This window comes from Cohnella rhizoplanae (assembly GCF_948329515.1).
Lineage (GTDB): Bacteria > Bacillota > Bacilli > Paenibacillales > Paenibacillaceae > Cohnella > Cohnella rhizoplanae.
On the sequence record NZ_CAOJCN010000036.1, the window covers coordinates 1 to 24,203 of the forward strand.

16 protein-coding genes and 1 pseudogene are annotated in these 24,203 nt (G+C 57.1%); 14 read left to right on the plus strand and 3 right to left on the minus strand.

From position 1 onward, the window contains the following. The 3 genes from ptsP to PQG80_RS27485 form a co-directional block, all read left to right on the plus strand. Positions 1–1,755, plus strand: a 1,755-nt coding sequence (gene ptsP, locus PQG80_RS27475; RefSeq protein WP_334219854.1) for a phosphoenolpyruvate--protein phosphotransferase, incomplete at its 5' end; no start/stop codon positions are given. A 46-nt stretch (positions 1,756–1,801) separates the two neighbouring features. Then, positions 1,802–1,996 carry a copper amine oxidase N-terminal domain-containing protein gene (locus tag PQG80_RS27480; protein ID WP_271755012.1) on the plus strand — a complete coding sequence of 65 codons (195 nt, stop codon included), beginning with the start codon at positions 1,802–1,804 and terminating at the stop codon, positions 1,994–1,996. Further along, positions 1,983–2,354 (plus strand): hypothetical protein, encoded by a 372-nt coding sequence (locus PQG80_RS27485; protein WP_271755013.1) that lies wholly within the window; start codon positions 1,983–1,985, stop codon positions 2,352–2,354. Before PQG80_RS27480 ends, PQG80_RS27485 begins: the two co-directional genes overlap by 14 nt. Before the next feature lie 51 nt (positions 2,355–2,405). Here the strand turns inward: PQG80_RS27485 and PQG80_RS27490 are convergent. Further along, positions 2,406–2,543: pseudogene (locus PQG80_RS27490) on the minus strand (IS5/IS1182 family transposase); the annotation flags it as partial. A 667-nt stretch (positions 2,544–3,210) separates the two neighbouring features. Between PQG80_RS27490 and PQG80_RS27495 the strand changes: the two are divergent. From PQG80_RS27495 to PQG80_RS27525, 7 genes are all read left to right on the plus strand, one after another. Then, a complete protein-coding gene (locus PQG80_RS27495) occupies positions 3,211–4,272 on the plus strand; it encodes a substrate-binding domain-containing protein (protein ID WP_271755014.1) in 1,062 nt (353 codons plus the stop codon). A gap of 57 nt (positions 4,273–4,329) precedes the next feature. Further along, positions 4,330–5,511, plus strand: coding sequence for a M24 family metallopeptidase (locus tag PQG80_RS27500; RefSeq protein WP_271755015.1), 1,182 nt, complete (start codon positions 4,330–4,332; stop codon positions 5,509–5,511). Between the two features lie 165 nt (positions 5,512–5,676). Then, positions 5,677–6,660, plus strand: a complete 984-nt coding sequence (locus PQG80_RS27505; RefSeq protein WP_271755017.1) for an ABC transporter permease — start codon at positions 5,677–5,679, stop codon at positions 6,658–6,660. Positions 6,661–6,692: 32 nt separating this feature from the next. Further along, complete coding sequence (locus tag PQG80_RS27510; protein ID WP_271755018.1) at positions 6,693–8,183, plus strand: sugar ABC transporter ATP-binding protein; 1,491 nt, start codon at positions 6,693–6,695, stop codon at positions 8,181–8,183. 5 nt (positions 8,184–8,188) lie between these two features. After that, positions 8,189–9,127 (plus strand): ABC transporter permease, encoded by a 939-nt coding sequence (locus PQG80_RS27515; RefSeq protein ID WP_271755019.1) that lies wholly within the window; start codon positions 8,189–8,191, stop codon positions 9,125–9,127. A gap of 126 nt (positions 9,128–9,253) precedes the next feature. Then, entirely contained in the window at positions 9,254–11,026 is a 1,773-nt protein-coding gene (locus PQG80_RS27520) for a sensor histidine kinase (protein WP_271755020.1), read from the plus strand. Position 11,027: 1 nt separating this feature from the next. Beyond that, positions 11,028–12,605, plus strand: a complete 1,578-nt coding sequence (locus PQG80_RS27525; RefSeq protein WP_271755021.1) for a helix-turn-helix domain-containing protein — start codon at positions 11,028–11,030, stop codon at positions 12,603–12,605. 8 nt (positions 12,606–12,613) lie between these two features. On the opposite strand, the gene PQG80_RS27530 is transcribed toward PQG80_RS27525, so the two are convergent. After that, entirely contained in the window at positions 12,614–13,915 is a 1,302-nt protein-coding gene (locus tag PQG80_RS27530) for an extracellular solute-binding protein (protein ID WP_271755022.1), read from the minus strand. A 299-nt stretch (positions 13,916–14,214) separates the two neighbouring features. Here PQG80_RS27530 and PQG80_RS27535 point away from each other — a divergent pair, with 299 nt between their 5' ends. From PQG80_RS27535 to PQG80_RS27545, 3 genes are all read left to right on the plus strand, one after another. After that, the gene (locus tag PQG80_RS27535) at positions 14,215–14,973 is read left to right on the plus strand and encodes an MBL fold metallo-hydrolase (RefSeq protein ID WP_271755023.1); all 759 of its coding nucleotides are present in this window, start codon (positions 14,215–14,217) and stop codon (positions 14,971–14,973) included. Continuing rightward, on the plus strand, positions 14,951–15,538 hold the full coding sequence (locus PQG80_RS27540) for a TetR/AcrR family transcriptional regulator (RefSeq protein ID WP_271755024.1): 588 nt from the start codon (positions 14,951–14,953) through the stop codon (positions 15,536–15,538). The genes PQG80_RS27535 and PQG80_RS27540 overlap by 23 nt, the downstream gene beginning before the upstream one ends. 419 nt (positions 15,539–15,957) lie before the next feature. After that, positions 15,958–16,818: a VOC family protein gene (locus PQG80_RS27545; RefSeq protein WP_271755025.1), complete on the plus strand. Its 861-nt coding sequence runs from the start codon at positions 15,958–15,960 to the stop codon at positions 16,816–16,818. A gap of 75 nt (positions 16,819–16,893) precedes the next feature. On the opposite strand, the gene map is transcribed toward PQG80_RS27545, so the two are convergent. After that, positions 16,894–17,649, minus strand: a complete 756-nt coding sequence (gene map / locus PQG80_RS27550) for a type I methionyl aminopeptidase (protein ID WP_271755026.1) — start codon at positions 17,647–17,649, stop codon at positions 16,894–16,896. Between the two features lie 273 nt (positions 17,650–17,922). On the opposite strand from map, the gene PQG80_RS27555 reads away from it, so the two are divergent. Then, positions 17,923–24,060, plus strand: a complete 6,138-nt coding sequence (locus PQG80_RS27555; protein ID WP_271755027.1) for a lamin tail domain-containing protein — start codon at positions 17,923–17,925, stop codon at positions 24,058–24,060. The last annotated feature ends 143 nt before the right edge of the window (positions 24,061–24,203 follow it).

A 24,203-nucleotide genomic window follows, 5' to 3' on the forward strand; every position in this document is an offset into this window, starting at 1 on the left:
GAAGGTGCAGCAGCCATGATCTTGCAAGGCGTCCCCGCTTCCGCCGGCTATGCGATCGGCAAGGCGCGAGTCATTCGCAAGAAGGACCACTCGCGCCAGCCGGTTGTCAGAATAGCTCCATCGGGCGTGACGAAGGAGCTTGAACGGCTCGAAGCGGCGCTAACTCGCGCTGCGGATGAGCTTTCCCGATTGCATGCGAAGTGGATTCGCGACAATAGGGAACAAGAAGCGGAGATATTCGAGGGGCATTTGTTTCTGATCCGAGATGAAGAGCTGCTATCTTTGGTTCGGACCAAGATTACGGACGAGCTTTTGCAAGCGGAGTTTGCCGTTGGCGAGGCTGCGGAAGCCATCGCATCCAGATTGAGCGAATTGGACGACCCGTATCTACAATTGCGCAGTGCCGATATTCGGGATATCGGCGATCGGATCTGCCGTTGTTTATCGAATAAACCGGTTGAGCGGACGGAGTCGAACAACGAGCGGGAGATCCTGATCGCGGAGGATTTATTGCCAACCTATATCGCGCAGCTGGATGAAGCCGCCGTAATCGGCTTCGCCACATCGTTCGGGGGGGCAACGTCGCACACCGCGATTATCGCCCGGTCTTTGGGACTGCCCGCCGTGATCGGCGCGGGCGCGAGTCTTGAACAAGTGAAGGACGGCCAAACGATTATCCTTGACGCCGTCGCAGGAACCGTGATACTCGAACCTTCCGAAGGCGATCTTGCGAGGTATGGCGAGTTAAGCGAACAGCATCTTCGCCGAATGAATACGTTGCGATCGTATAAGGACCGCCCTACGCGAACGAGCGATGACCACCTCGTCGAATTGACGGCCAATATCGGATCGGTCAAAGAGGCTTTGTCCGCCGCAGATCAGGGCGCAGAAGGAATTGGCTTATTTAGGACCGAGTTCCTGTTCATGGAGAGAAATGATCTGCCGGACGAAGAAGAGCAGTATCGGGTCTACCGGGACGTCGTACAGGCGATCGGCCCCGAGGCCCCCGTCGTTATTCGGACGATGGATATCGGCGGGGACAAGGAACTGCCTGCGCTGAATTTGCCCCAGGAACAAAATCCGTTTCTCGGGTTCCGAGCCATACGGATCAGTTTGGAGAAGACGGATCTTTTCAAAACGCAGCTTCGCGCCATTTTGCGCGCAAGCGCCATGGGGAATATTAGCATTATGTTTCCCATGATCTCGACCATGCAGGAGCTGCGCCGCGCGATAGAGGCGGTGGAGGCTTCAAAGGCGGAGCTCGCGGAAGCAGGCTTGCCGTTTAACCGCGCCATTCGGATCGGAATCATGATCGAGGTGCCGGCGGCGGCGATCATGGCCGACCGTTTTGCCAAGGAAGTCGATTTTTTCAGTATCGGGACGAACGATCTCGTTCAATATACGATGGCCGCCGATCGCATGAACACGAAGGTCATGCACATGAATAATGGGTTGGAGCCGGCCGTATTAAAGCTGATCCATAACGTCATTCAAGCCGCCGTCGCCGAGCGAATCCAAGTGGGCATGTGCGGGGAAATGGCGGGGCAGCCGTTGGCGATCCCGCTATTGCTCGGGATGGGGCTGCAAAAATTCAGCGTGGGCGGAGGTTCCGTATTAGCCACGCGCGAACGGATCTCACGGATCGGTAGGCGCGAATCCCAAGAACTATTGAAGGTCGTTCTGGAGCTGGACGATCCGGAGCAGATCAAAGCGTGCGTGGAGAAGTGGTATGCGAGCCGGCAAATGGATTTATAGTAAAAATCATAATTGGGAGCTAATGACATGATAAAGAAAATGAAGCTTGCAACGTTCGGACTGGCCGCTGCTGGGGGCGAAGGTTAGCTATGATGCCAAGTCCAAGACGGCGACGATCAGCTTGAACGGCAAGCCGGTCCAATTTACGATCGGCTCCAAAACGGTGATTGTAGACGGCAGCACCGCTCAGATGGATACCGTGCCGGTATTGGAACAAGATCTGTTCGATGACGGGCGATAACCTGATGAAGACGGATATGATTAAATACGCGCTCGAAGACGCCGAGACCGGCGCGATGATCGCGCCGCCGGGCAAGATCGCGAGCAACAACGCCTTCGCGACCGTCTCCTATACGTACGACGATACAAAAGACAACTTCACGATCAAAGCCAAAAACATCACGGGCGCAGACGTACCTGCCGGAGAGGCGGACGTGACTGCATACATTCTCACCGATGCGGGCGCTCAATTCCTGAACCCGAAACGGGAACGGCCGGCCGTCAAAAAGGACGGTATCGTCACGGAAAGCATCAAGAACGAGGCAATCGGCGAAGACGTGAATTACTTGCTCGTGAAAGGAAGATTATTGGACCGTTGATGTTCGGAAAAACATCCGATACGGGAGAAAAAAGATCGCCCCATTCCGCAAGGCCTTCTTGGCCAAGTGGAGGGCGATCTTCTTTATCTTCTGGGCGGCCGCGGTGATGAGCGCTCGCTCTTGTACTTTTTCGCGTCCTCGCAACCGGCAATAGCGAAGCCCATGGAGATCTTTGGCAGCTGCCTCGGAAAGGACGACAACTATGATTGACAAAATTATGGTGGCAATAGCCTCCTGAGTATCCTCTTTTGGCTTTTCGTATTTGATGCGCCTAAGAATTTCTTTATCTTATTCACTTTTCCAGAGCCATATCTCGACGGGGCGTTGCCCTTTCATTCCTTCGTTACGCCTATCCGGTGGGTGGAGGCCGGTTATCCGCCGCCGGTCGTCTCCCTGCACCCGCTCGTTTTCTACGCTATCAATACCTCTATTTTTCTCTGTTACGCGAGTCGTCATACGATGTTTCCATTATAAGCTTGCGGAGCGGCATTCCCATACCAGCGTGAAGGACTTACCGGCGAAGAACCTTCGTTATTCCATGACCTCCACGGGGCCCTGGCTTCTTTCAATCGGTCGGTTCTGGAAAGAGATCATATCATTTAACCTGTTTGTCATTCTTTTCGACCTAAAGGGTGCGAAAGCGCGTTATATAATCAACTCGTAACCAACAAGACACGTCATCTAAGAGGCTTTAGGTTCGGGAAGGAGGGGGAAGGAGAAACTGCTTGAGAAGGGATGCCGACAAGCTTGCCCCAGCCAATGCAGGCAGGTTGAGACCTTGACCTGAAGCAAGTCAAAGTCAAGCGGTAGCATCAGGTCCATCCATAACAGTCACGAAAGGGAGTCAGCAAACACGATGAAAAAGAAAAGTTTGTCGATCGTCTTCACCAGTGTGCTTGCATTCGCGCTTGTCGTTACGGGCTGCGGTAAATCCAGCAACGATTCTTCTGCTTCCAGCGCAGCACCTGCTTCCGGCGGCAGCGCAAGTCCGGCAGCCAGCGGCGGCGCAGCACCTGCAGCCGGATCTTACGAATATAAAACGAAAGCGGAAGGCGATATCAAGATCGGTTTCTCGCAAGCGGTCATGAACCACCCGTTCCGTATCGCAATGGTTGAATCCGCCAAGAAGTCTGCCGCCGAGCTCGGCATCGAGCTGATCGTAACCGACGGCCAAGGCGACGTAAACAAAGAAATCTCCAACATCGAGTCCCTGATCGCCCGCAAAGTTGACGCTATCGTTGTATCCAGTCTTTCCGGCAAAGCGATCTACCCGGCTTACAAGCAAGTTGCAGAAGCAAAAATCCCGCTGATCATCGCAGCTTCGGGCGTGCCGGATGACGAAAACATCCCTTACGTCAGCTATGTCGCTACGGATGAGGTACAGATGGGTCAGCAAGCAGCGCAATACATCGCAAAAATGTTGAACAACAAAGGGAACATCGTCGTCATCGACGGCGTGCCGGAATCCACGAACTCTGAGCTCCGCCGTCAAGGTTTCATGCCTGAAATCGAGAAATTCGCCGACATCAAAGTTGTCGCTCACCAATCGGGCGACTGGCTCCGCCTGCCGGCTATGCAAGTGATGACGAACATCCTGCAAGCCAATGACAAGATCGACGTCGTACTGGCTCAAAACGACGAAATGGGCTTCGGCGCAATGGAAGCCATTAAAAAAGCCGGCCGCGAAAAAGAAATCAAAGTCATCGGCATGGATGCTCAGAAAGAAGCGCTCGAGCTGATTAAAAACGGAGACAACTACGTCATGTCCGTTAAAAATGAATGGTCTTCCGACACTGCATTGAAGTTGGCTGTAGATGCTGTCCGCGGCAAGCCGATCGAGAAACGCGTCGTACTGGAGGCACCCGTCATCGACAAGACGAACATCGACCAATACTACGACCCGAACTCCATTTTCTAAGCCGACATCACAGCCAAATGATCATTTACAACTAAGCCAATTGGAGGTCACCATTACATGTCTAACCTAAACTTCCGCTATGAAGACGTCATGCAGGATATCCCGCTTTCCGAATATCAAGGCCGAGTGGTGAAAGCCCGTCAAGCCATGGAAAAAGAAGGCCTCGACGGCCTGCTCGTATGGTCCGATGCCGCCCGCATGTCCAATGTGCGCTGGCTCGCCGACTATCGCGCATTCGACGGCGTATTCCCTTACCCGGCCATGGTATTCCTTCCGCTGGAAGGCGAGCCTACCTTGTTCGCAGAAGGTTCGATGGTATCCTACGCAGCTGACGAAACCTGGTTCAGCGATACCCGCGGCATCCGTCAAGAGCTTGGCAACAGCATCAAGGACTTCCTGCGCAGCAAGCCGAACGCCAAAATCGGCCTCAGCGGCTCCAAGTACCTGGCTCTCGAATTCTACGAGCAAATCATGGGCGCCCTGAACGATCCTGCGCAGCTGAAGAAAACGAACATCATCGAGTACTTGAAATCGATCAAGAGCGAGAACGAAATCCGCAACATGAAGGTTGCAGGCCGTCTGGCTGATATCGGTCTCGAAAAAATCCACGAGCTGCTCGCAACGGAAGGCTTGTCCGAGCGCGAACTGGTCCGCCAAGCTTACGCCGCCATGTTCCAAGCGGGCGCCGATACGGTTTCCTTCGACATCATGGTGCAGTCTGGCTCCAACTCCTCCGACTTCTTCCTGGCACGTCCGCGCGACAAGAAAGTCGTCAAAGGCGAAACGATCCTCATCGATATCGGCTGCCGCTTCAATGGATATTCCTCCGATATGGCCCGCGGCGTAGGCTACGGCAACGTGTCCGACGACAAGCGCCGCATGCTTGACGCTTGCCTCGAAGCATGGACGGCCGGCATGAAGGCCATCCGCCCAGGCATGACCGGCGCGGAAGCCGATGTCGCTGCGAACGAAGTGCTTCATGACTACGGATATCCGCACATGGCCGGCGAAGGCCGCGGCTGCGCGCATTCTACCGGTATGGATCCGGAGGAAGAAATTCCGGTCATCGGACCGGACAGCCAGGACGTTCTGGTTGAAAACCAAACGATCGCGTTCGAAATCACGCTGATGGTTCCTGGCGTTGGCGGTACGCGCGTAGAAGACACGGTTGTCATCCGCAAGGACGGCGCCGAGTCGCTGACCAACTTCCCGCACAGCTGCTACTGGTACCAGGACTAATCCGGGAATCGGCGGGTTCATGACGACCAAAAGGCTTTGCACCGCTTGTTGCAAGAGGCGGGCGCATCCATGCGTCCCTTCTTACATGCGCTTGCGAAGCCTTTTTTTTACCCAAAACACGACTTGAAGACCGGAAATTTTTAGTGATGAAGGGGAACTTCCGAGATGGAACTGAAACTGGGATGGAGAAACAGACTTGGGTTTATGATCAAGAGCCATCAAGAGGAATCGCTGCTCACACTGCTCATCGTGATCATCATCGCGATCTCCCCCATTTTTTCGCCCGATTTTTTTACGGAATACAATCTGTATAATTTGCTTCGACAAATCTCTTATACCGCCATCGTATCCATCGGCATGCTGCTCACGATCCTGATCGGCGGCATCGATCTGTCTGTCGGATCGATCATGCAGGCGGTGGGTCTGTCCTCGATTTTGCTCATTCAGAATGATATGCCCGTCTGGTTGGTAGTCATCGTCGTGCTCCTGATCGGGATGGCGTTAGGGCTTATAAACGGTTCGCTTATCGTATACGGACTGCTCCAACCCTTCATCGTGACGCTGGGAACCAAGATCATCATAGATGGCTCGACGCTTGTCATTTCCGACGGTAAAGGCGTAAGCGGTAACGCTCCGGACAGCTTTTTGGAGATCGGGGCGGGACATGTCGGCTCGGTGCCGATTCCCGTCATCATCATGTTCGTGCTGATATTCCTCGGTTCCGTCGTGCTCAACCGCACGGTTTTCGGCAGACAGATTTACGCCGTCGGTTCGAACCAGCTGGCTGCGCATAACTCCGGCATCCATGTGAAAAAAATTCAACTTCTCGTCTATATGTTGTCCGGTTTGTTCGCCGCGATCGCCGGACTGCTCGTGGCAGCCAGAACCGGCGCTTTCCAACCGATCACGGTCGGCGGCGGTGCCGGGGGCATGGAGCTGAACGCCATCGCGGCGGTCGTCGTCGGCGGTGCGAGCCTGGCCGGCGGCAAAGGCACGATCGGAGGGGCTTTCCTCGGCGCGCTGCTCTCCGGCCTGCTGTTCAACCTGCTCGTCTTCCTGGACCTCAACCCGTATATCCAGCAGTTTGTCTTGGGTGCCATCGTGCTGGCCGCGGTCATCTTCTCCGCTTCCAAACGCAGAAAGCGTTGATCGCCAACCTGAAGAAGTAAAGAGGGATAGATATGAAGAACGCGATTCTCGAACTGAAAGGGATCTCCAAAAAATTCGGTCCCGCTTATGCCAATCAGAATATCAACGTGCAGCTCAAGCAAGGAGAATTTCACGCGATCGTCGGCGAGAACGGGGCCGGCAAGTCGACCCTGATCAAAATGCTCTCCGGCGTGCACCTTCCGGACGAAGGCGAAATTTACTGGAAAGGCAATGCGGTAAAGCTGGCTTCTCCCCATGCGGCTCAGAGCCAGGGTATCAGCACGCTGTTCCAAGAAATTCAGGAAATACCGGCGCTGTCCGTGGCGGAAAACATTTTTCTCGGCCGCGAGCCGAAGTCCATGGGCTTTATGAAGTGGTCGGACCTGTACAAGGAAGCGGAAGATCTGCTTCGCAGCCTGAACATCAAGATCGATTCGCAGGCGAAGATGGAAGACCTGCGGATCTCCGAGCGGAAAATGGTCGAGATCGCCCGCGCGGTATCGATCCATGCGGAGCTGATCATCATGGATGAACCCTCTGCGAATTTGAACGAGGACGAGCTCAAGATTTTGTTCGATACCATTGCGCTGCTTCGCAAGCAGAATGTAACCATCGTGTACATTTCGCACCGACTGAGGGAAATTTTCGCCATGGCGGACCGGGTAACGGTGCTCCGGGACGGCAAACACATCCAGACGATCGACATCGCGGACACGAATGAGGCCGCGCTTGTCACTTCCATGATCGGCCGCCAATTGGAGGAGTATTATCCGGCAAAGACGGTGGAGAGCGGCAGCGTGCTGCTCGACGTAAATAATCTCGGCCTTTCCGATGGCGAGCTGCGGAACGTCAGCTTCCAGCTGCGGAAACGCGAGATCGTCGGACTTGCAGGCTTGGCAGGTTCAGGTCAGGAGCTCGTCACGAAAATCCTGTTCGGCTTGATCAAAGGGTATACGGGAAACATGGTGCTCGACGGCCGTCCGTTCCTCCCGCACTCCCCGCGCCAGAGTATGAATGCCGGCATCTCGTTCGTGCCGGAAGACCGCAAGACGCAGGGGCTGTTCCTCAACCAGAGCGTGAAGGACAACATGTCCATCACCGCCCTCGCGAAGAACTTCCTGAGCGGAGGTTTGATCAGCAAGAAAAAAGAGCTCCGCAAGGCGCAAGGCCTCATTACGCAGCTCTCAGTCCGCCCGCAGGATCCGTACAAGCACGTCGGCAACCTGAGCGGCGGCAACCAGCAGAAAGCGCTGATCGGCCGCTGGCTGATCGACAAGTACAAAATTCTCATTCTTGAAGAACCGACCCGCGGCGTCGACGTCGGCGCGAAGATGGATATTTACCAAGAGATCAACAAGCTGCTGGAACAGGACTTGGCGATCCTCATGGTGTCGTCGGAGCTTCCGGAGCTGCTCGGCATGTGCGACCGCATCCTTGTATTCTCCGAAGGCAAGATGACCGCGGAGCTGAGTCGCGATGAGGCAACGGAAGAAAAAATCATGGAATACGCTTTTCCGAGGTGAGAGAGATGAAAAGACTAAATAACCAGCTTCCGTTGATCACGCTCATCATCCTGATTATCGTGGGATCTTTCCTGTCGGACAGCTTTCTGTCCGTGAATAACCTGATCAATCTGATTCAATTCGCCGCCGAGACGGGCATCATCGCGGTCGGCATGGCTTTTGTCATCTTCACCGGCGGCATCGACCTGTCGGTCGGCTCCACCGTGGCGCTCGCGGCCGTCATCGCGGCGAGCACGCAGGGCCTTGGCGTGGGCGGCGTACTTGTACTGTGCGTCGTTCTCGGCGCTCTGATCGGGTTCGTCAACGGCCTTGTCATTACCAAGGCGAGGGTCGAACCGTTTATGGCCACGCTCGCGATGATGGCGATCGTCAGGGCCGTCACCCTGTGGATCACCAACGGCGGGCCGGTGCTGAAGCCCGTTTCGGCCAGTTACCAGGCGCTTGCGGGCGAAGTGCTCGGCGTTCCGCTGCCGGCGATTTATTTGGTCGCCGTTTTCATTCTCGGTTTCATCCTGCTGAGACGTTTGCCTTTCGGACGCCACGTAATGGCAGTCGGCGGCGGCGAAGAGACCGCCAGGCTGTTCGGCGTCAAGGTGGAGAGAGTTAAGCTGATGGTGTATACGCTCAGCGGCATGCTGGCCGCGCTGGCCGGCGCTTTGATCACCGCGCGCATCGGCATGGGCGAGCCGCGTTCGGGCTTTAACTTCGAATTGACGGCGATCGCCATCGTTATCGTAGGCGGCACGTACCTGCTCGGCGGACGCGGCACGATCGGCGGCACCTTTATCGGCGCCATGATTTTCGCCGTCATCCTGAACCTGATGAACCTGATGGACGTGTCGGCCTATGTTCAACCGATCGTTCGCGGTTTAATCATCATTATCGCGGCGCTATTGATCTCCCGTTCTTTCACAAAGAAGAAGACGGCGGCTGAAGCGGCCTGACAAGCGTTCCGAATCCTTCCGGACATGGCGATAATTGATGCTTGTCCGGAAGTTTTTTTGGGAATAAAATGACATGTAATCGTTAAACCTGGCACAGGGGAGAGGGCGTTTGAGGGGTTGCTCACAATGAAACAGCTGCTGCATAACTTAAATGATTATCTCTTCTCCAGTGTCAAACGGAAAATGATGGTGCTGATTTCTGCGACCATGGTTTTAGTGGTGGGTGCGATCGTTGTGTTCACCTACAAGGTTTCCATACATCTGCAAATGAACGACGCCAAGGCAAGCGATGCCTCCAAAGTCCGTTTCATCAGCGATAATATAGATGAAACGGTTATCAGCATTACGCGTTTGATGGACAGCCTCACCCAGGACACGGAGATTCAGGCGCTTATGGACAAGCCGGAAAAACCGGGCTTTTTCGAAGTAGAACAACTGGAGAACCTGTTTCTGTCCAAGATCATGTATACTTCCGAAATGTTCGATTCCATTTATTTGTTCGATACGAAAGAACGGCTGTTCCAGTTGAAATTAGGCGATCACGAAGGCAGCCGGGAGCGGCTGAACCTGAATAAATATCGTTACGATACGATTGGCAGAACGACATGGCGGATCGACGACGGCACCGTATTCGCGGAGAAAATGCTTCGGCAGCGCGAATCCCTTCGAACGATCGGCTATATCAGCATGGAAGTCAACAAGGCTTACCTGAAAAATCGCCTTCAATCCGAGGGCAATCGTTTTACGTATGTCTATGATGAAAACGGCGGCATTCTGGTAGGTAGCCAGGAGGACCGGGGGCTCAACACGGAAGAATTGTTCGCCAGGGCGAAGCTGGAAATGAACGGCGTCCCTATCGTGGTCGGAATTCCGCCGTACAAAAACATGCTGCTGACCACACACCTTTCGAAATATGGGAAATGGCGGGTCGTTTCCGTCGTCCCCGTCAAGGAGATCGCAAGAGGGCCTGAGCTTATCGGCCTGTGGATCGCCATTATCGGCATTCTGGGCGCGCTCTCGGGGATCGCGATTTTCTGGTACAGCACGAGCCGCCTGATCGCGCCGCTCCATGATCTGAAGAAGCTGATGGATTTGGCGGATATCGACAATTATCAGCAGCCGGCGGACATCCGCAGACGGGATGAATTCGGCCGTTTGGGCCGCAGTTTCAATCATATGATGCGTAAAATCAATCACTTGATATCCGAAGTTTACCAGAAGGAAATCGCCCAAAAAGAGTCCGAATATAAGGCGCTAAAGGCCCAGATCAACCCACATTTTCTATATAACACGCTCGATACCATCCGGTGGCTTGCCATGTATGGAGAAACGGAGCGGGTGGAGAAGGTGGCGGTATCGCTGGCCCAGATACTGAAAGGCAGTCTGACGGAGAGCAAGGATATGGTGCCGATCCGGAAGGAAATGGCGTTTATCGACGCATACCTGGCCATACAGATGAACCGTTTCGAGCATCGCATCAGCGTTACCATCCATATGGACGAGCGAATCATGGACATGCTCATCCCCCGTTTCGTCCTCCAGCCGATCATAGAAAACGCCTTCATTCATGGACTGGAGCCGAAGATGGGGGCGGGGAACCTGGTGATCCAGGGCTCTCTCGGGGCGGGCGGAGTTACGATACGCATCATTGACGACGGGGTCGGAATGGACGAGGAGACGGCCGCCGCGCTGCTCTCCGGAAGCAAAGCCGCGGGGATAACAAGCAAGACGGGCTCAGGCAGCGGGATCAACAACGTGCAAGAGCGGGTTCGCGCGCTATTCGGCGAATCCTATGGATTATCGATTCACAGCGGCAACGGTACGGGTACGATCGTTGAGGTGTCGTTGCCCGCCAAGCAGGAACAGCCGGTTACCGCCATCGTGCAAGGAGGGGGCTAGCATGCATAACGTCGTGATCGTGGACGATGAAATGATCGTCAGCAGGGGACTAAGCGAGAAGGTCGATTGGCGGCAGCTCGAATGCAACGTAGTCGGCATCGGCAGCAACGGCCTCGAAGGCAAATCTCTCATTGATCAGCATCATCCCGATATTGTCATTACAGACATCAAAATGCCCGGCATGAACGGCTTGGATCTGGCCCAGTACGTAAAGGAGCGTTACCCGGAGAGCGTCACGATTCTGCTGAGCGGCTATACGGAATTCGATTATGCCCGGACAGCCGTACGCCATCAGGTATTCGATTACTTGCTCAAACCCGTCGATCTCGAAGATCTGAAGAACTGTATCCACAAAGCAAAAAAACATCTGGCCGGCATCGGAGCCGTCCGGAAAAAGGGAGAATGGGATCAGGAAGCAGCGGAGAAACGGACAGCGCTGGCGGAGTCCGGCATCCTGCTCAATATTATTGTGAACGGCAACAAGGACATCGGGATTTTGGATAAAAAAATGAACGAGATGGGCTTGCAGCTGCGCAAGGGGCAGACAGTCGTTTTTGAGCGTTACGAGCGGACGGACGACCCCGTATCCGCGTCCTTGTTCCAGTATGCCATTCAGAATATCGTCAGCGAGACCTACGACAATCTCAATATACGGGCCACGGTTTTTAACCATGAGGGGCAGAATGTGGCGGTCATCAAGTACAATCCCGACATTCAGCCGGTCGTGTTCGAACGAAGGGTCCTGGAAGCCACGGAAATGTGCAATACCAATATCGGTCTATATTTGAAACGGAATGTGAATATCGGATTCGGAAAAATATTTGACGGGATTCAGGGGCTCCATGCCTCGTATCGGAGCGCCAGCGCCATGCTGGAAGACAACCTGTTTTGGGGCATCCACGATACATTCAGGCAGCCGGACCAGGCTACCCGCCAAGATGCCTTCGTTTCGGTCGACGCCCGTTGGCTGGAGGCGGTGAGCGAAGGAAACGAGGAGGATTCCCGACGGTTCCTGGACCGATTTCTGCATGAAATCAGAGGGTCCAAGAACAAGACCTGCGCATTAAACGGCTTCATGGATTTCCTGGTTGGTTTAACCCGCCATCTATCCGACAAAGACATGAAGGCCCTTATCACGAGGACTATAACGGAGATCCCTTCGATCCGGACCTTCAAGGATTATCAGGCTGCGCTGACGCGAACGATGGAAACGGTGTGCCGGCAAGCCAAACGCGATCTGGAAGACATGGCGGCATCGCTGGGACAGCGTACGCTGAACTATATCGACAGCCATTATCAGGATCCGGACCTCAGCCTGCAGTTTATCGCCGAGAACTATCATGTCAGCGACGGGCATCTGAGCCGACTGTTCAAGAAGGAGACGGGGGCCACCTTCAGCGAATATCTCATTAAGAAACGCGTGGACAAAGCCAAGGAGCTGCTCGACCGGGATCAGCGCCTCACCGTCACCGCCGTGGCGGGCCGGGTAGGCTTCACGGACGCCAAATATTTTGGACAGGTATTCAAGAAATACTACGGATCCACGCCGTCCGAATACAAGCAGCAGAAAAACGGCTAATCGTTAAATTATTGCCGTTCCACGCGCCAAACCGCCTGATCCAGCGCGCCTTTTGGCGTGCTTTTTTGTTGTAGAGCCAGATAGATGGACGAGTGCATCGTCTCTGCCCATGAGTGATACGAAGCCGTCCGGGGCAGGTTGATCGCATACTCGAATTGCTGCTTCATCTGTTCGATCGAAGGATAGGTCTGCTTCAGGGTGGCAAGATCGATCATGTCGCTCCACACGGGCAGACCTCCGGTGTAGTCGGTCACAATAATATCGTTTCGCTTGACGCTCATCATTTCGACGAACTTCCAGCCCCAATCCTTGTTGCGGGAGTTGCGCACCAAGCCGAGGGCGCTGCCGCCGGCGACGCTAGAGCTCTTGAGGGACTTGTCGAAGCCGGGAATGAGCGCCAGCTTGATGTTGGAATAATTCTTCAGCTTGTGGGCGGCATACGAACCGGCAATCATGAACGGGACACGGCCTTTGGCAAATTCCTCGGCCGCTTTGGCTTCATCCGCGTTAATGGATAGAGGATCGGTCAGTGAATTGACGTACAAGGAGTCCACCATGAACTCCAATGCATGAAGGCCCGCGTCTTTGTTGAATATCCATTTGCCGTTCACGTCTTTGTATTGGCCGCCCATAGCGTTCAGAAGAAGGGTATAATCGTTTACCAGACTTTCGGAATCGTTCCATCCCCAGATGACCCCGTGTTCCACCAGATTCTTTTCTTTCAAAAAAGCTACCGTGTTCGTAATCTCCTGCCAAGTGGAGGGGGGGGCATACGTACCGACTTTGCGAAGCAGATCCTGATTGTAAAACAGGAACCGGGCTTCCATGCTTATGGGGAAGGCGTATAACTCCGGAAGCGTGTACAAATCATTGTTCAAAACCAGCTGGTCGTACGCGAGCGGTATTGTATTGCCTTTAAGCTCGGCCGTGACGAATTTGTTCAACGGCTCAAGAAACCCGGAGTTGGCAAATTCCGGCGTCCATTCGGATTTGACCTGAATCAGATCGATATCGGAAATCTCGGTGTCCACGCGTTTGACGATCTCATCGTACAGCCCGTTTGCGGGTGCAGCCAAAACTTCCACTTTGATGCCGAATTCTTTTTCGAATTCGAAGCCGATTTTCTCGATATACGGCTTATAAATATTGTCGGCGATAATCCGGAGGGAAGCCGGACGCCGGTCATTGATCGGATTGGCGGTCATGGATGCTTGAGGCGGTTCTTCTAACGTCTTCGAATATAAATACGCTACAAGAAAGGCAACCGCAATGATGAATAGAACAAGAATTGAAGCCTTCTTAAAACGCATCTCGTACCTCCGGCCATGTTGTAGGAGCGAAATGCGCCCGAAGCCGGGCACATAAGGGGATTATACTATATTTGCGCGCCCGGTATCTCCGGATTGTTCGTTAGATTCCTTGTCAATCCTACCCACCGCCGCAATAGCTTGGGCCAATGGCATTTACTGTCCGAGATTACATCTTGATCGAACCGCTGGAGATGCCTTCGACGAAGTTCCTACTATGTTAAAGAAGAGGTTGCAAAAACTAATGTAATTAGTTATAGTGAAACTAATAAGATTAGTTTTATTAAGCGGAGGTTATGAACATGCGTATGACGACAAGCGGTAACGTGCACCAGCTATCCTTTATGCCGCGCCTCTTTCCGGTAAATGCATACTTCGTCGAGGAAAAGGACGGCTTGACGTTGATCGACGCAGCGCTTCCCTATAGCGCCAAGGGGATACTTGCCGCTGCGGCCCGAATCGGCAAGCCGATCCCACGCATCCTGCTGACGCACGCGCACGGCGATCATATCGGCGCGCTCGACGCGCTCAAGACGGCGCTGCCCGGAGCCGAAGTCATCGTCTCCGCGCGGGATGCCAGACTGCTCTCCGGCGACAAGTCTTTGGATCCCGGCGAGCCCCAATCGCCGATTCGAGGCAGCGTGCCCAAGCCCGGCGCCGTTCGCGCCCGGCCCGATACGCTGCTCGTCGACGGCGACCGCGTAGGATCGCTGCTAGCGGTGGCGACGCCAGGCCACACGCCCGGCTCGATGTCCTTTCTCGATACGCGCACGGGTGCGCTGATTGCGGGAGATGCTTTTCAGGTACGGGGCGGCATGGCCGTGTCGGGTAAGGTGCAGCCGCTGTTCCCTTTTCCGGCGATGGCGACCTGGAGTCCAGCCGAAGCGCTTCGTTCCGCGAGTCGGTTGCTTGAACTGAAGCCAACGCTGCTTGCCGTCGGACACGGCCGGATGCTCGACGATCCGTGCGAAGCGATGACTGCGGCGATTCAAGCAGCGGAGCGGAGCTTGCAATCCGAGAGCAAAGGGAGGGCCAGCCATGTCACCGCGAATCGGCCTTGACCGCGCGACGCTGCTGCAGGCGGCCACGGAGATGGCAGACGAGCACGGCCTGGAGTCCGTGACGCTGGCCTCCCTCGCGCAGAGACTGAAGATTCGTTCGCCATCCCTTTATAATCACGTGAACGGATTGCCGGATCTGCGTCGGGAGCTGTCGCTGTCCGGCCTCGCCAAGATGGCGTCCCGCTTCGAAGCCGTATTGACCGAAGCATCGGGCGACGAAGCCCTGCGCGCCTTCAGCCGCGCCTATCTCGCGTTCGCCCGGCAGCACCCGGGCCTGTACGAAGCGGTGCAGCGCGCACCCGATCCGGAAGACTGCGAATTAAGCGAGGCAGGAGCTGCAGTCGTGGGACTGGTCGTCCGCGTGATCGAGACTTACGGCCTGCGCGGCGACGCGGCCATCCATGCCGTGCGCGGCATTCGCAGCGTCCTCCACGGCTTCGTCTCGATCGAGCGGCAGGGAGGCTTCGGCATGCCGCTCGATCTGGACGTAACGTTTCGCCTGCTGGTGGATACGTTTATTGCCGGGGTCAAAGCGTTGAGGGAGCAGGGAGACACGGGGCTCTAAGCAAGCGTAGGAATCGGAGCGCGTCCCGCCCTTTCTTCCGTTTTAACGATATCCCCCTTGATCAGGACTGCTCATCCGCGGACTGCCGCGGCTAACCGGAGATTAGACTTCGCTGCGTCATGGCAGTCTTGATTCAGAGCGCCTAGATTTCCCTGACTATAGGGGATACTGTTAAAACGTAGCGAGGAACCGATTATCATTCATTCCTGACCGAAGGGGATATCGTTAAAACGCCTTGAAATCCACTATGCCAGGCCGTCCTGACTGAAAGGGATACCGTTAAAACGCAGCACCGAGGCGTAGTGCTAGTTCGCTGCGTCTTGCTTGCCTTTGCTTGACAGCCGGTGCCGAATCAGATAAAGTAAACTTACCAAAAGTAATTTACTTAATAAATATGCTATATAGAGAGGACGGTCCTTATGACGCGTTCCATCCATCCCGATACCGACCTCGGCACCGTATATCTGAAGGTCTCGGAGCTTGACCGATCCATCCGCTTCTACGAAGAGGTCATCGGCCTCAAGCTCATCTCCCTCGAGGGCGCCACGGCTCGCATGGGCACAGAAGGGACTGCCGCGCTGCTGCAGCTCGAGCAGCTGTCCGAGGGCGCGGTTCCGGCGCCGAGGCGCCGCACCGGCCTCTATCACTTCGCGATCCTCGTACCGACGCGCGAGGCGCTGGGGCTGGCGGTCCGCAACTTTTTGCAGCGCCGCGTTCCCGTCGGCCAGGGGGATCACCTCGTCAGCGAGGCGATCTATCTGAGCGATCCCGACGACAACGGCATCGAGGTATACGCCGATCGTCCCCGGGATACCTGGTCCTACACGCCGCAGGGAGAAGTCGTCATGGCGACCGATCCGGTCGACGTCGAGGGCTTGCTCGCCTTGGCCGGCGACAAGCCGTGGACGGGGCTGCCTGCCGGCACGATCATGGGTCACGTGCATCTGCACGTCAGGGATCTGCAGGAGGCCAAGCGGTTCTATGTCGATACGCTCGGCTTCGATATCGTCGCGAACTACGGAGGCCAGGCGCTGTTCGTGTCCGCGGGCGGATATCACCACCATGTCGGCATGAACACGTGGGCCGGCGTGGGCGCGCCGCCGCCCCCCGCGAATTCGCCGGGGTTGATTCACTTCACCGTCCGGCTGCCTGATGCATCAGAGCTGGAGCGGATCATCTCCGCGCTGCGCGAGCAAGGCATTCCGACAGAATCGCGCGGGTCAGGATATCTCGTCTCCGATCCCTCGTCCAACGGCTTGCTGCTGACCGTCCGGGATTGATTGACCCCTCCGCCCCACCATCAAAGCCTTCGGCCCAACCGCGCGAGCGGTTATGCCGAAGGCTTTTCATTTCCGCTATTCGTCGTCCTGCGAGGTCAGAATGACCGGGCCGTCCTTGGTGATCGCGATCGTATGCTCGAACTGCGCGGACAGCTTGCCGTCCATCGTGCGCGCGGTCCAGCCGTCCTCGTCGATCGTCATCCGCCACGTCCCCTCGTTGATCATCGGCTCGATCGTGATGACCATGCCTTCCTTGAAGCGGAATCCCTTGCCCGGTATCCCGACGTGTATGAAGTTCGGCTCCTCGTGCAGCTCCCTGCCGATGCCGTGCGCGGCCAGCTCGCGGACGCAGGAGAAGCCGTTCGCTTCCGCATGCTTATGCAGCGGGTACATCGCGTCTCCGATCCGGTTGCCGACGACGGCGTGGCGGATGCCGATATCCAGGCATTCCTTCGTGACGCGCATGAGCTTGTCGGCCGCGGGCGACAGCTCGCCGATGGCGTAGGTCCAAGCCGAATCCCCCAGCCAGCCGTTCAGCTCCGCCACCGTGTCGATCGTGACGATATCTCCGTTTTGAAGCGGCGTATCATTGGGAAAACCGTGCGCGATGACATCGTTCACCGAAGCGCAGGTGGCGAATTTATAGTCCTTGTATGTCTTCGTAAACGGCCTGGCGCCGTAGTTGGCCATGACGTCCTCGACGAGCTTTTCGATCTGCATCGTCGTTACGCCAGGGCGGATCATCTTGCGTATTTCCTTGTGACAGGCGGCCACGACGGCTCCCGCCGCTCGGATATGCTCGATCTCTTGCGGAGTTTTAAGCGTCAACATGCGTACCTGCTCCTCTCTACTCTACGGCCACGATACACCTTTCCGCGATGCGTCGTCAATTCGCCGGCATAGGCACATTATGCGCAATAACGCGGAGTCGTGCGCAAATGTGCAGCCCGGTACTCGCCGTCGCGCTCTTCAATGTTTACGTTCCCTTAACGCCCGGATGACGCGGCATTAATTTCCTGCTAATGCTTGGCCGTTAAGATTAGTCCTGTATCTTCGGCGCAGACATCATGGACCGGGGACAGAACGAAGACGGGAGTGCTTGCATTGTTAAAGAAAAGAATCGGAAATATGGCGGTCAAGCTGTCGATCGGCAGCTTGCTGCTGGGGATGGTCGCGCCGTTCGGCGGGCAGGCGAATCGGGCGGAGGCGGCAGATCTCGACTATGCCAAGGTGCCGAAGCTGCTGATCACGGAGCTGGTGCAAGATTCGAAGAACGTAGGCGCCTTGGACGGGTATGAATTTATCGAGATGTATAATAATTCGACCCAGACGATTAACCTCGAGGATTACCATGTCAACTACTATAATGGGACGCAGACCTACGAATTTACGTCCTCCGACGCTGCGGCGGACTTGAACGTCCCGGCGAAGCAGCCGATCGTGCTCTGGCTGAAAAACGACGACAACGGCTTGGAGACCTTCGATCAGTTTATTGCCAATTATTATCCTGCAAATCCGCCCGCCGTACGCGTTGTCCAGTATAAGGCTTCCAATAACGGCATGGCCAACAGCGGGGATCGATCGATTACGATTAATGATGCCGAGGGTCAAGCGGTCGTAAAAGCAGCTTACTCGGGCAGCGCCAGTACGGTGAAGGCGAATAAAGGAATGTACTTCTCCTATCCGACCGATGGCGGCATAGACATGACGATGGTCGCCAGCGGCGAACTCGCTCCCGCGACCAGAGCGGCGACGCCTGGTACGGTCGAGTCCGCGCTGATTCCCGCTTTGGCATCGGACGAGACGGACCCGACGCCGGGTCAGCCGACGCTCGCCATCGCGCACACGCCTATCACCGAAGCGATCGACGACAGCGACATCGAGCTCGCCGCGATGATCGGCGGAGGCGCCGCCAGCGTGTCGGCGGCCGTCTACTATAAACTCGCGTCCGAGACGAACTACGACCGCGTGCCGATGACGGTCAATCCGGACCGGGCGACCGCGGATGCCGAGGCGTTCGAGGCGGCCATACCGCACGAGCGGCTCACGGAGAGCAAGCTGAACTACTACGTCGAGGCGTCCGACGGCACGGCGAAGAAGGCTACGGACGTCTACACCGTGAACGTGCGCCCGAGCTTCAACTATGCGTACGTGCCGGCGCTGCTCGTTACGGAGCTTAATCCGAATTCTTCCAATACGTCCTATACGGACAGCAAGAATGTCACGAAGTCCGGCGACGGCTACGAGTTCATCGAGATTTACAACAACACGAGCCGGGTCGTCGACCTCAAGGATTATAAGCTGATGTACCGGTATACGGATAAGACTCCCAACACGGAGACCATGTGGGAGACCGGAAGCGTGCCGATCCCCTCGCAGAAATCCGTCGTGCTCTGGATCGACAACGGCACGAACGTCGACAAGACCGCGGCAGACTTCAACGCGCTGTTCGGCTCGCAGCTGACGATGGGCGTCGATCTGTTCAGGATCGCGAGCGATAGCGGCATGGCCAACGGCGGGGCCCGGAGCATCGTGATCCGCAATGCGGCCGACGCGCAGATCATCTCCGCCCACTACGAGGCGCAGGTGAAGAGCATCGAGGATAAGCCGATCTTCTATAAATATCCGGACGACGGCACGACCGAGATGATCCTGGACAGCGCGGGCGTGCGCGCGGCGACCCCGGGCGCCATCGATGCCGGCCAAGTGCCGAAGGTGCCGGTCGACCTGCCGGAGGACGGCGCTAACGAGCCGCCGGTCATCGTCCATACGCCGGTAACCGCGGCCGAGCCCAACGTGAACCTGAAGATTCAGGCGGAGATCACGAACAAGGAGAGCGAAGCGAACCAGATCGACCCGATCACGGCGGTCGTCTTCTACAAGACGGCGTCGCAGACCGCTTATACCCCAGCTGTCATGGCGGTTACGTCCGGCCATACATACCTGGCGGATATCCCGCGGTCCGAGCTGACCGAGGCGAAGCTCCAATACTACATTGAAGTCAAGGATGCTAAAAACACGGTGCGCACGGACACGTATACGGTGAACGTCAACGTGCCCGACTTCGATCCGTCGAAGGTGCCGACCCTGCTCGTCACGGAGCTGCTGCCGAACAGTACGAACGTAGGCGGCGCCGACGGCTACGAGTTCATCGAGCTTTACAACAATACCGACAAAGCGATTCGGCTGAAGGATTACAAGCTCTATTACCGCTACCCGGATTCGGGTCCGGACGCCGATATCGTGTGGCCGACCGACAACGAGGACCTCACGATCGAGGCGGGCAAGACGCTGGTATTCTGGGTCATCAACAGCGCCAACGGCGCGAAGACGGACGCGGACTTCAACGCGCAGTTCGGCACGTCGCTGACCGAAGGCCGGGACCTGTTCAGGGTGTACGCCGACGGCATGTCCAACTCGGCCAAGCGCGCCGTCGTCATCGGCACCAACACGCACGTAGACCTCTCCTCCGCCCAGTACGACGGCACGATCGCCGGGGAAACGGCCGAGAACAAGTCCCTCGTCTACAAGTTCCCGACCAACGGCAGCACGACGATGCTCAAGCTGAGCGCGGGCAGCGCGAAGCCGACGCCGGGATCGGCCGACGAGGCGCAGGTTCCGTCGATCGCCGTCCATACGGCCGATGACGCCGAGCCGCCGGCGATCCGCGACATGACTGGCACGGAGAGCCTGGATCAATCGAAGGACCTCGCGATCGTCGGCGACGCGACGGACGATGTCGGCGTCAAGTCGGTTAAGCTCTTCTACCGGACGGACATGCAGGCCGAATTCGCGAGCCGTTACCTGTACCGGGATTACAACGACGCGATGTACCACCACACGATCTATTCGCCGGATCTGATCGGCAAGGCGTACGTCGAGTATTACTATCAAGTGTCCGACGGCGTCCACGCGATCGATTCGCCCAAGACGAAGGTCGCGATCACCGGCGGGCAGGACCGCTCGGATCTGCGTCTGAACTTGAAGGACGGCGATATCGTGAACGGCACGCAGGCGCTGAAGGGGACGGCGGAAAAAGCGGACGCCGACACGCTGAGCCTCGGCATCGACGGCAAGGACGTGACCGCGGACGCCTACCGGGCGCTCGAGTCGAATGCGTCCTTCGCGTTCGAGGCGAACTCGGTCAATTATTACTTCAAGAACGGCGTCACGATCGGCCAGGAGATCCTGTACACGTTCATGGATCCGATCAACGAATATACGACGCTGACCGTGCCGATCGAGGCGAAGCGGCTGAAGGAAGGCGCCAACGTCGTCTCGATCCGCGCGGGCACCAAGTCTTCTCCGTTCGACGACAGGCCGGAGGAGAACAAGGACGACTTTACCGTCAAGAACGTCCGTCTCGTCCTCTCGGACGGGTCGTCCGTCTACGACGCCCGTTATGCGGACCCTGTCAAGGAGATCAAGATGGGCGACAGCGCGGGGAAAAATCCGGTCGTGGACTTCTCCTTCCAGATTCCCCCGAATCTGCTGAAGTCCCGCGCTTACGACTGGGATACGACCGCGGTGGCGGACGGCGAGCACGAGGTGCTGGTCGACAGCGCCGAATACGGACAGGTCAAGGCGCGCGTCCAGGTGGACAATACGGCGCCGGCCATCGTACCGACGATCGAAGACGGCAAGACGTATCGCGGCTCCTTCGCGCTGGATGCCAGCGTGACGGACGCGATCGCCGGCGTGAAGACGGCCGAGGCGACGCTCGACGGCCGGAAGATCGAGATGCCGTATGAGACGTCGTCCGCCAAGCTCAGCCCCGGCACGCACCGCTTCAAGATTCAGGCCGCGGACGCGGTGGGCAACGAATCCGTGAAGGATATCGCGTTCGAGGTGCCGGACGAGAATCCGCTGAGGCCTGAGCTCGTCACGCCTGCGAACGACCAGACGGCAGCCCCTACGCTGTCCGTCCGCGCGACCGATCCGACAGCCGATGCGCTGAAGGTCGGTTTTTACAAAGGCTACCTGTTTGACGCGGCCCACCGTACCGGGCTCGCAGCCTTCAAGAACGCGACGGAGTATGAGCCGCCGACCGAGCTGAAGCCTGCGGGGGAGACTGCGTTCGCCGAGCAGGATTACGGCAAGATCGCGGCAGCCGACGGCCAATACTTGAGCAACGATTCGGACGACAAGTTCCCGTATCATCGCTTTGACGTCACGCTCGATCCGTCGGTCAAGGCGACCGACAGGGTCGAGATCGACTGGCAGGGCAAGTCGCTCGAGGGCCGCCAAGTATCGATGTATGCCTGGAGTCCGTCCGCCCAGCAGTGGAAGAAGCTCACCGGAGCAGTCGCCGGCGGCGCGGACTTCACGCTCGCTGCGGAAGTGCCGGCAGGCGACTACGACGACAACGGCGCCATCCACGTCATCGTCCAGGACGAGGTGCCCGTCAGCCAGGATCCGTACGACTTCTCGTTCGTCTGGATGTCCGATACGCAGTATTACTCGGAGAGCTATCCCGAGATCTACGAAGGCAACGTGAAGTGGATCGTCGACCACAAGGACGACATGAAGATCAAGTACGTCATTCACACCGGCGATATCGTCGACGAGGCGGACAAGGAGTACCAGTGGCAGGAAGCCAGCAAGGACATGAAGGTGCTGGAGGAAGGCGGGGTGCCGTACGGCGTGCTGGCCGGGAACCATGACGTCTCCCATCAATACGCCGACTACGGCAAGTTCTATCAGTACTTCGGCGAAGACCGCTTCAAGTCGCAGCCGACCTACGGCGGCTCGCACGAGAACAACCGCGGACACTACGATCTCATCTCCGCGGGCGGCAACGACTTCGTCGTCATCTACATGGGATGGGACATCCGCGATCAGGATATCGCCTGGATGGACGAAGTCGTCAAGGCGTATCCGGACCGCAAGGCGATCCTCGACTTCCACGAGTATCTGCTCGTGTCCGCGAACCGGGCGCCGATCTCGGACAAGATCTACGAACGGGTCGTCGTACCGAATAAGAACGTCATCGCCGTGCTCAGCGGGCACTATCATGACGCGGAAAAGCTGGTCGACGAGATCGACGACGACGGCGACGGCAAGCCGGACCGCAAGGTATACCAGCTGTTAGCCGACTATCAGGGCGCGGAAAAGGGCGGTCTCGGCTACATCCGCCTGCTCCAGTTCGATATCAAGAACAACAAGATTCACGTGAAGACGTACTCGCCTTACCTGGACGATTATAACTACTACGATCCGACTACTTATCCGGGCAAGGATGAATTCGATCTCGACGTCGATCTGCAGCCGATGACGAAGCAGGTCGCGACGGATTACTTCGGCATCAAGGTGTATACCGATCAGCAGCTCGGCGCGACCCAGGACGTTGCGAGCGGCGAGGTGGCTGCGGTAACCTGGCCGGGCGCCGTACAAGGCGGCTATTATCAATGGTACGCGGTAGCGGAGGACGCCAACAGCGGCAGCGCGCGCTCCGACATCTGGAGCTTCACGGCCAACGCGGCGACGCCTGGAACGCCGACACCATCGCCGTCACCGTCACCGTCGCCGTCTCCATCGCCGTCACCATCGCCGTCACCGTCACAGTCGCCGTCTCCATCGGATTCGCCGACGCCGACGCCTGCACCCGGAACGCCGACGCCATCTCCGACGCCATCGGCATCGCCATCGCCGACACCGTCGCCGTCCCCGACGCCGACGCCGCAATCGGGCGCGGCCCTGTTCCAGGACGTCGGCGACAAGTACGCGTGGGCGGACGATGCGATCGGCACGCTCGCTTCGGCCGGTATCATCCAAGGCGTCTCCGAGGGGACGTTCGGGCCGGACAAGGCGATCACGAGGGCCGACTTCATGACGCTGCTCGTGCGGATGCTGAAGCTGGACGCCGACTTCGATACGAACTTCTCCGACGTCAAGCCGACCGACTATTACTATCGGACGCTCGGCATCGCCAAGGCGCTGGGCATCGCGACCGGCACCGGCGGCGGCAAGTTCGATCCGAAGCAGACGATCTCCCGCGAGGACATGACGGTCATGCTGGCCAGAGCCCTCGAGAAGACCGGCAAGCTCAGCCTGTCCGGATCGCCGGGCGACCTCGGCGCCTTCCGCGACCGGGACGCCATCGCCGGCTACGCCGCGGACGCGATGGCGGCCATGGTCCATGCGGGTATCGTTCAAGGCAGCGGCGGATCGCTGAATCCGGGCGCTTCCGCGACGAGAGCCGAGACGGCGGCTATGCTGTACCGGGTGTACAAACAGCTGTAATCCGGATTGGAAAGAAGACCCGCAAGGCGGACGCTCGAAAAGAGTGCCCGTCTTGCGGGTTTTGTGCTTTAATGAAGGGCATGGAACGGGAACTGCGAGCGTCGGAACACAAAAGATTGAACATGCATCGCACCAACGATTGA

Bases quoted from the DNA above. Each gene is read 5' to 3' on its own strand.
- PQG80_RS27485 (WP_271755013.1), top strand. From the start codon at position 1,983: ATGACGGGCGATAACCTGATGAAGACGGATATGATTAAATACGCGCTC.
- PQG80_RS27495 (WP_271755014.1), top strand. From the start codon at position 3,211: ATGAAAAAGAAAAGTTTGTCGATCGTCTTCACCAGTGTGCTTGCATTC.
- PQG80_RS27500 (WP_271755015.1), top strand. From the start codon at position 4,330: ATGTCTAACCTAAACTTCCGCTATGAAGACGTCATGCAGGATATCCCG.
- PQG80_RS27505 (WP_271755017.1), top strand. From the start codon at position 5,677: ATGGAACTGAAACTGGGATGGAGAAACAGACTTGGGTTTATGATCAAG.
- PQG80_RS27510 (WP_271755018.1), top strand. From the start codon at position 6,693: ATGAAGAACGCGATTCTCGAACTGAAAGGGATCTCCAAAAAATTCGGT.
- PQG80_RS27515 (WP_271755019.1), top strand. From the start codon at position 8,189: ATGAAAAGACTAAATAACCAGCTTCCGTTGATCACGCTCATCATCCTG.
- PQG80_RS27520 (WP_271755020.1), top strand. From the start codon at position 9,254: ATGAAACAGCTGCTGCATAACTTAAATGATTATCTCTTCTCCAGTGTC.
- PQG80_RS27525 (WP_271755021.1), top strand. From the start codon at position 11,028: ATGCATAACGTCGTGATCGTGGACGATGAAATGATCGTCAGCAGGGGA.
- PQG80_RS27530 (WP_271755022.1), bottom strand. From the start codon at position 13,915: ATGCGTTTTAAGAAGGCTTCAATTCTTGTTCTATTCATCATTGCGGTT.
- PQG80_RS27535 (WP_271755023.1), top strand. From the start codon at position 14,215: ATGCGTATGACGACAAGCGGTAACGTGCACCAGCTATCCTTTATGCCG.
- PQG80_RS27540 (WP_271755024.1), top strand. From the start codon at position 14,951: ATGTCACCGCGAATCGGCCTTGACCGCGCGACGCTGCTGCAGGCGGCC.
- PQG80_RS27545 (WP_271755025.1), top strand. From the start codon at position 15,958: ATGACGCGTTCCATCCATCCCGATACCGACCTCGGCACCGTATATCTG.
- map (WP_271755026.1), bottom strand. From the start codon at position 17,649: ATGTTGACGCTTAAAACTCCGCAAGAGATCGAGCATATCCGAGCGGCG.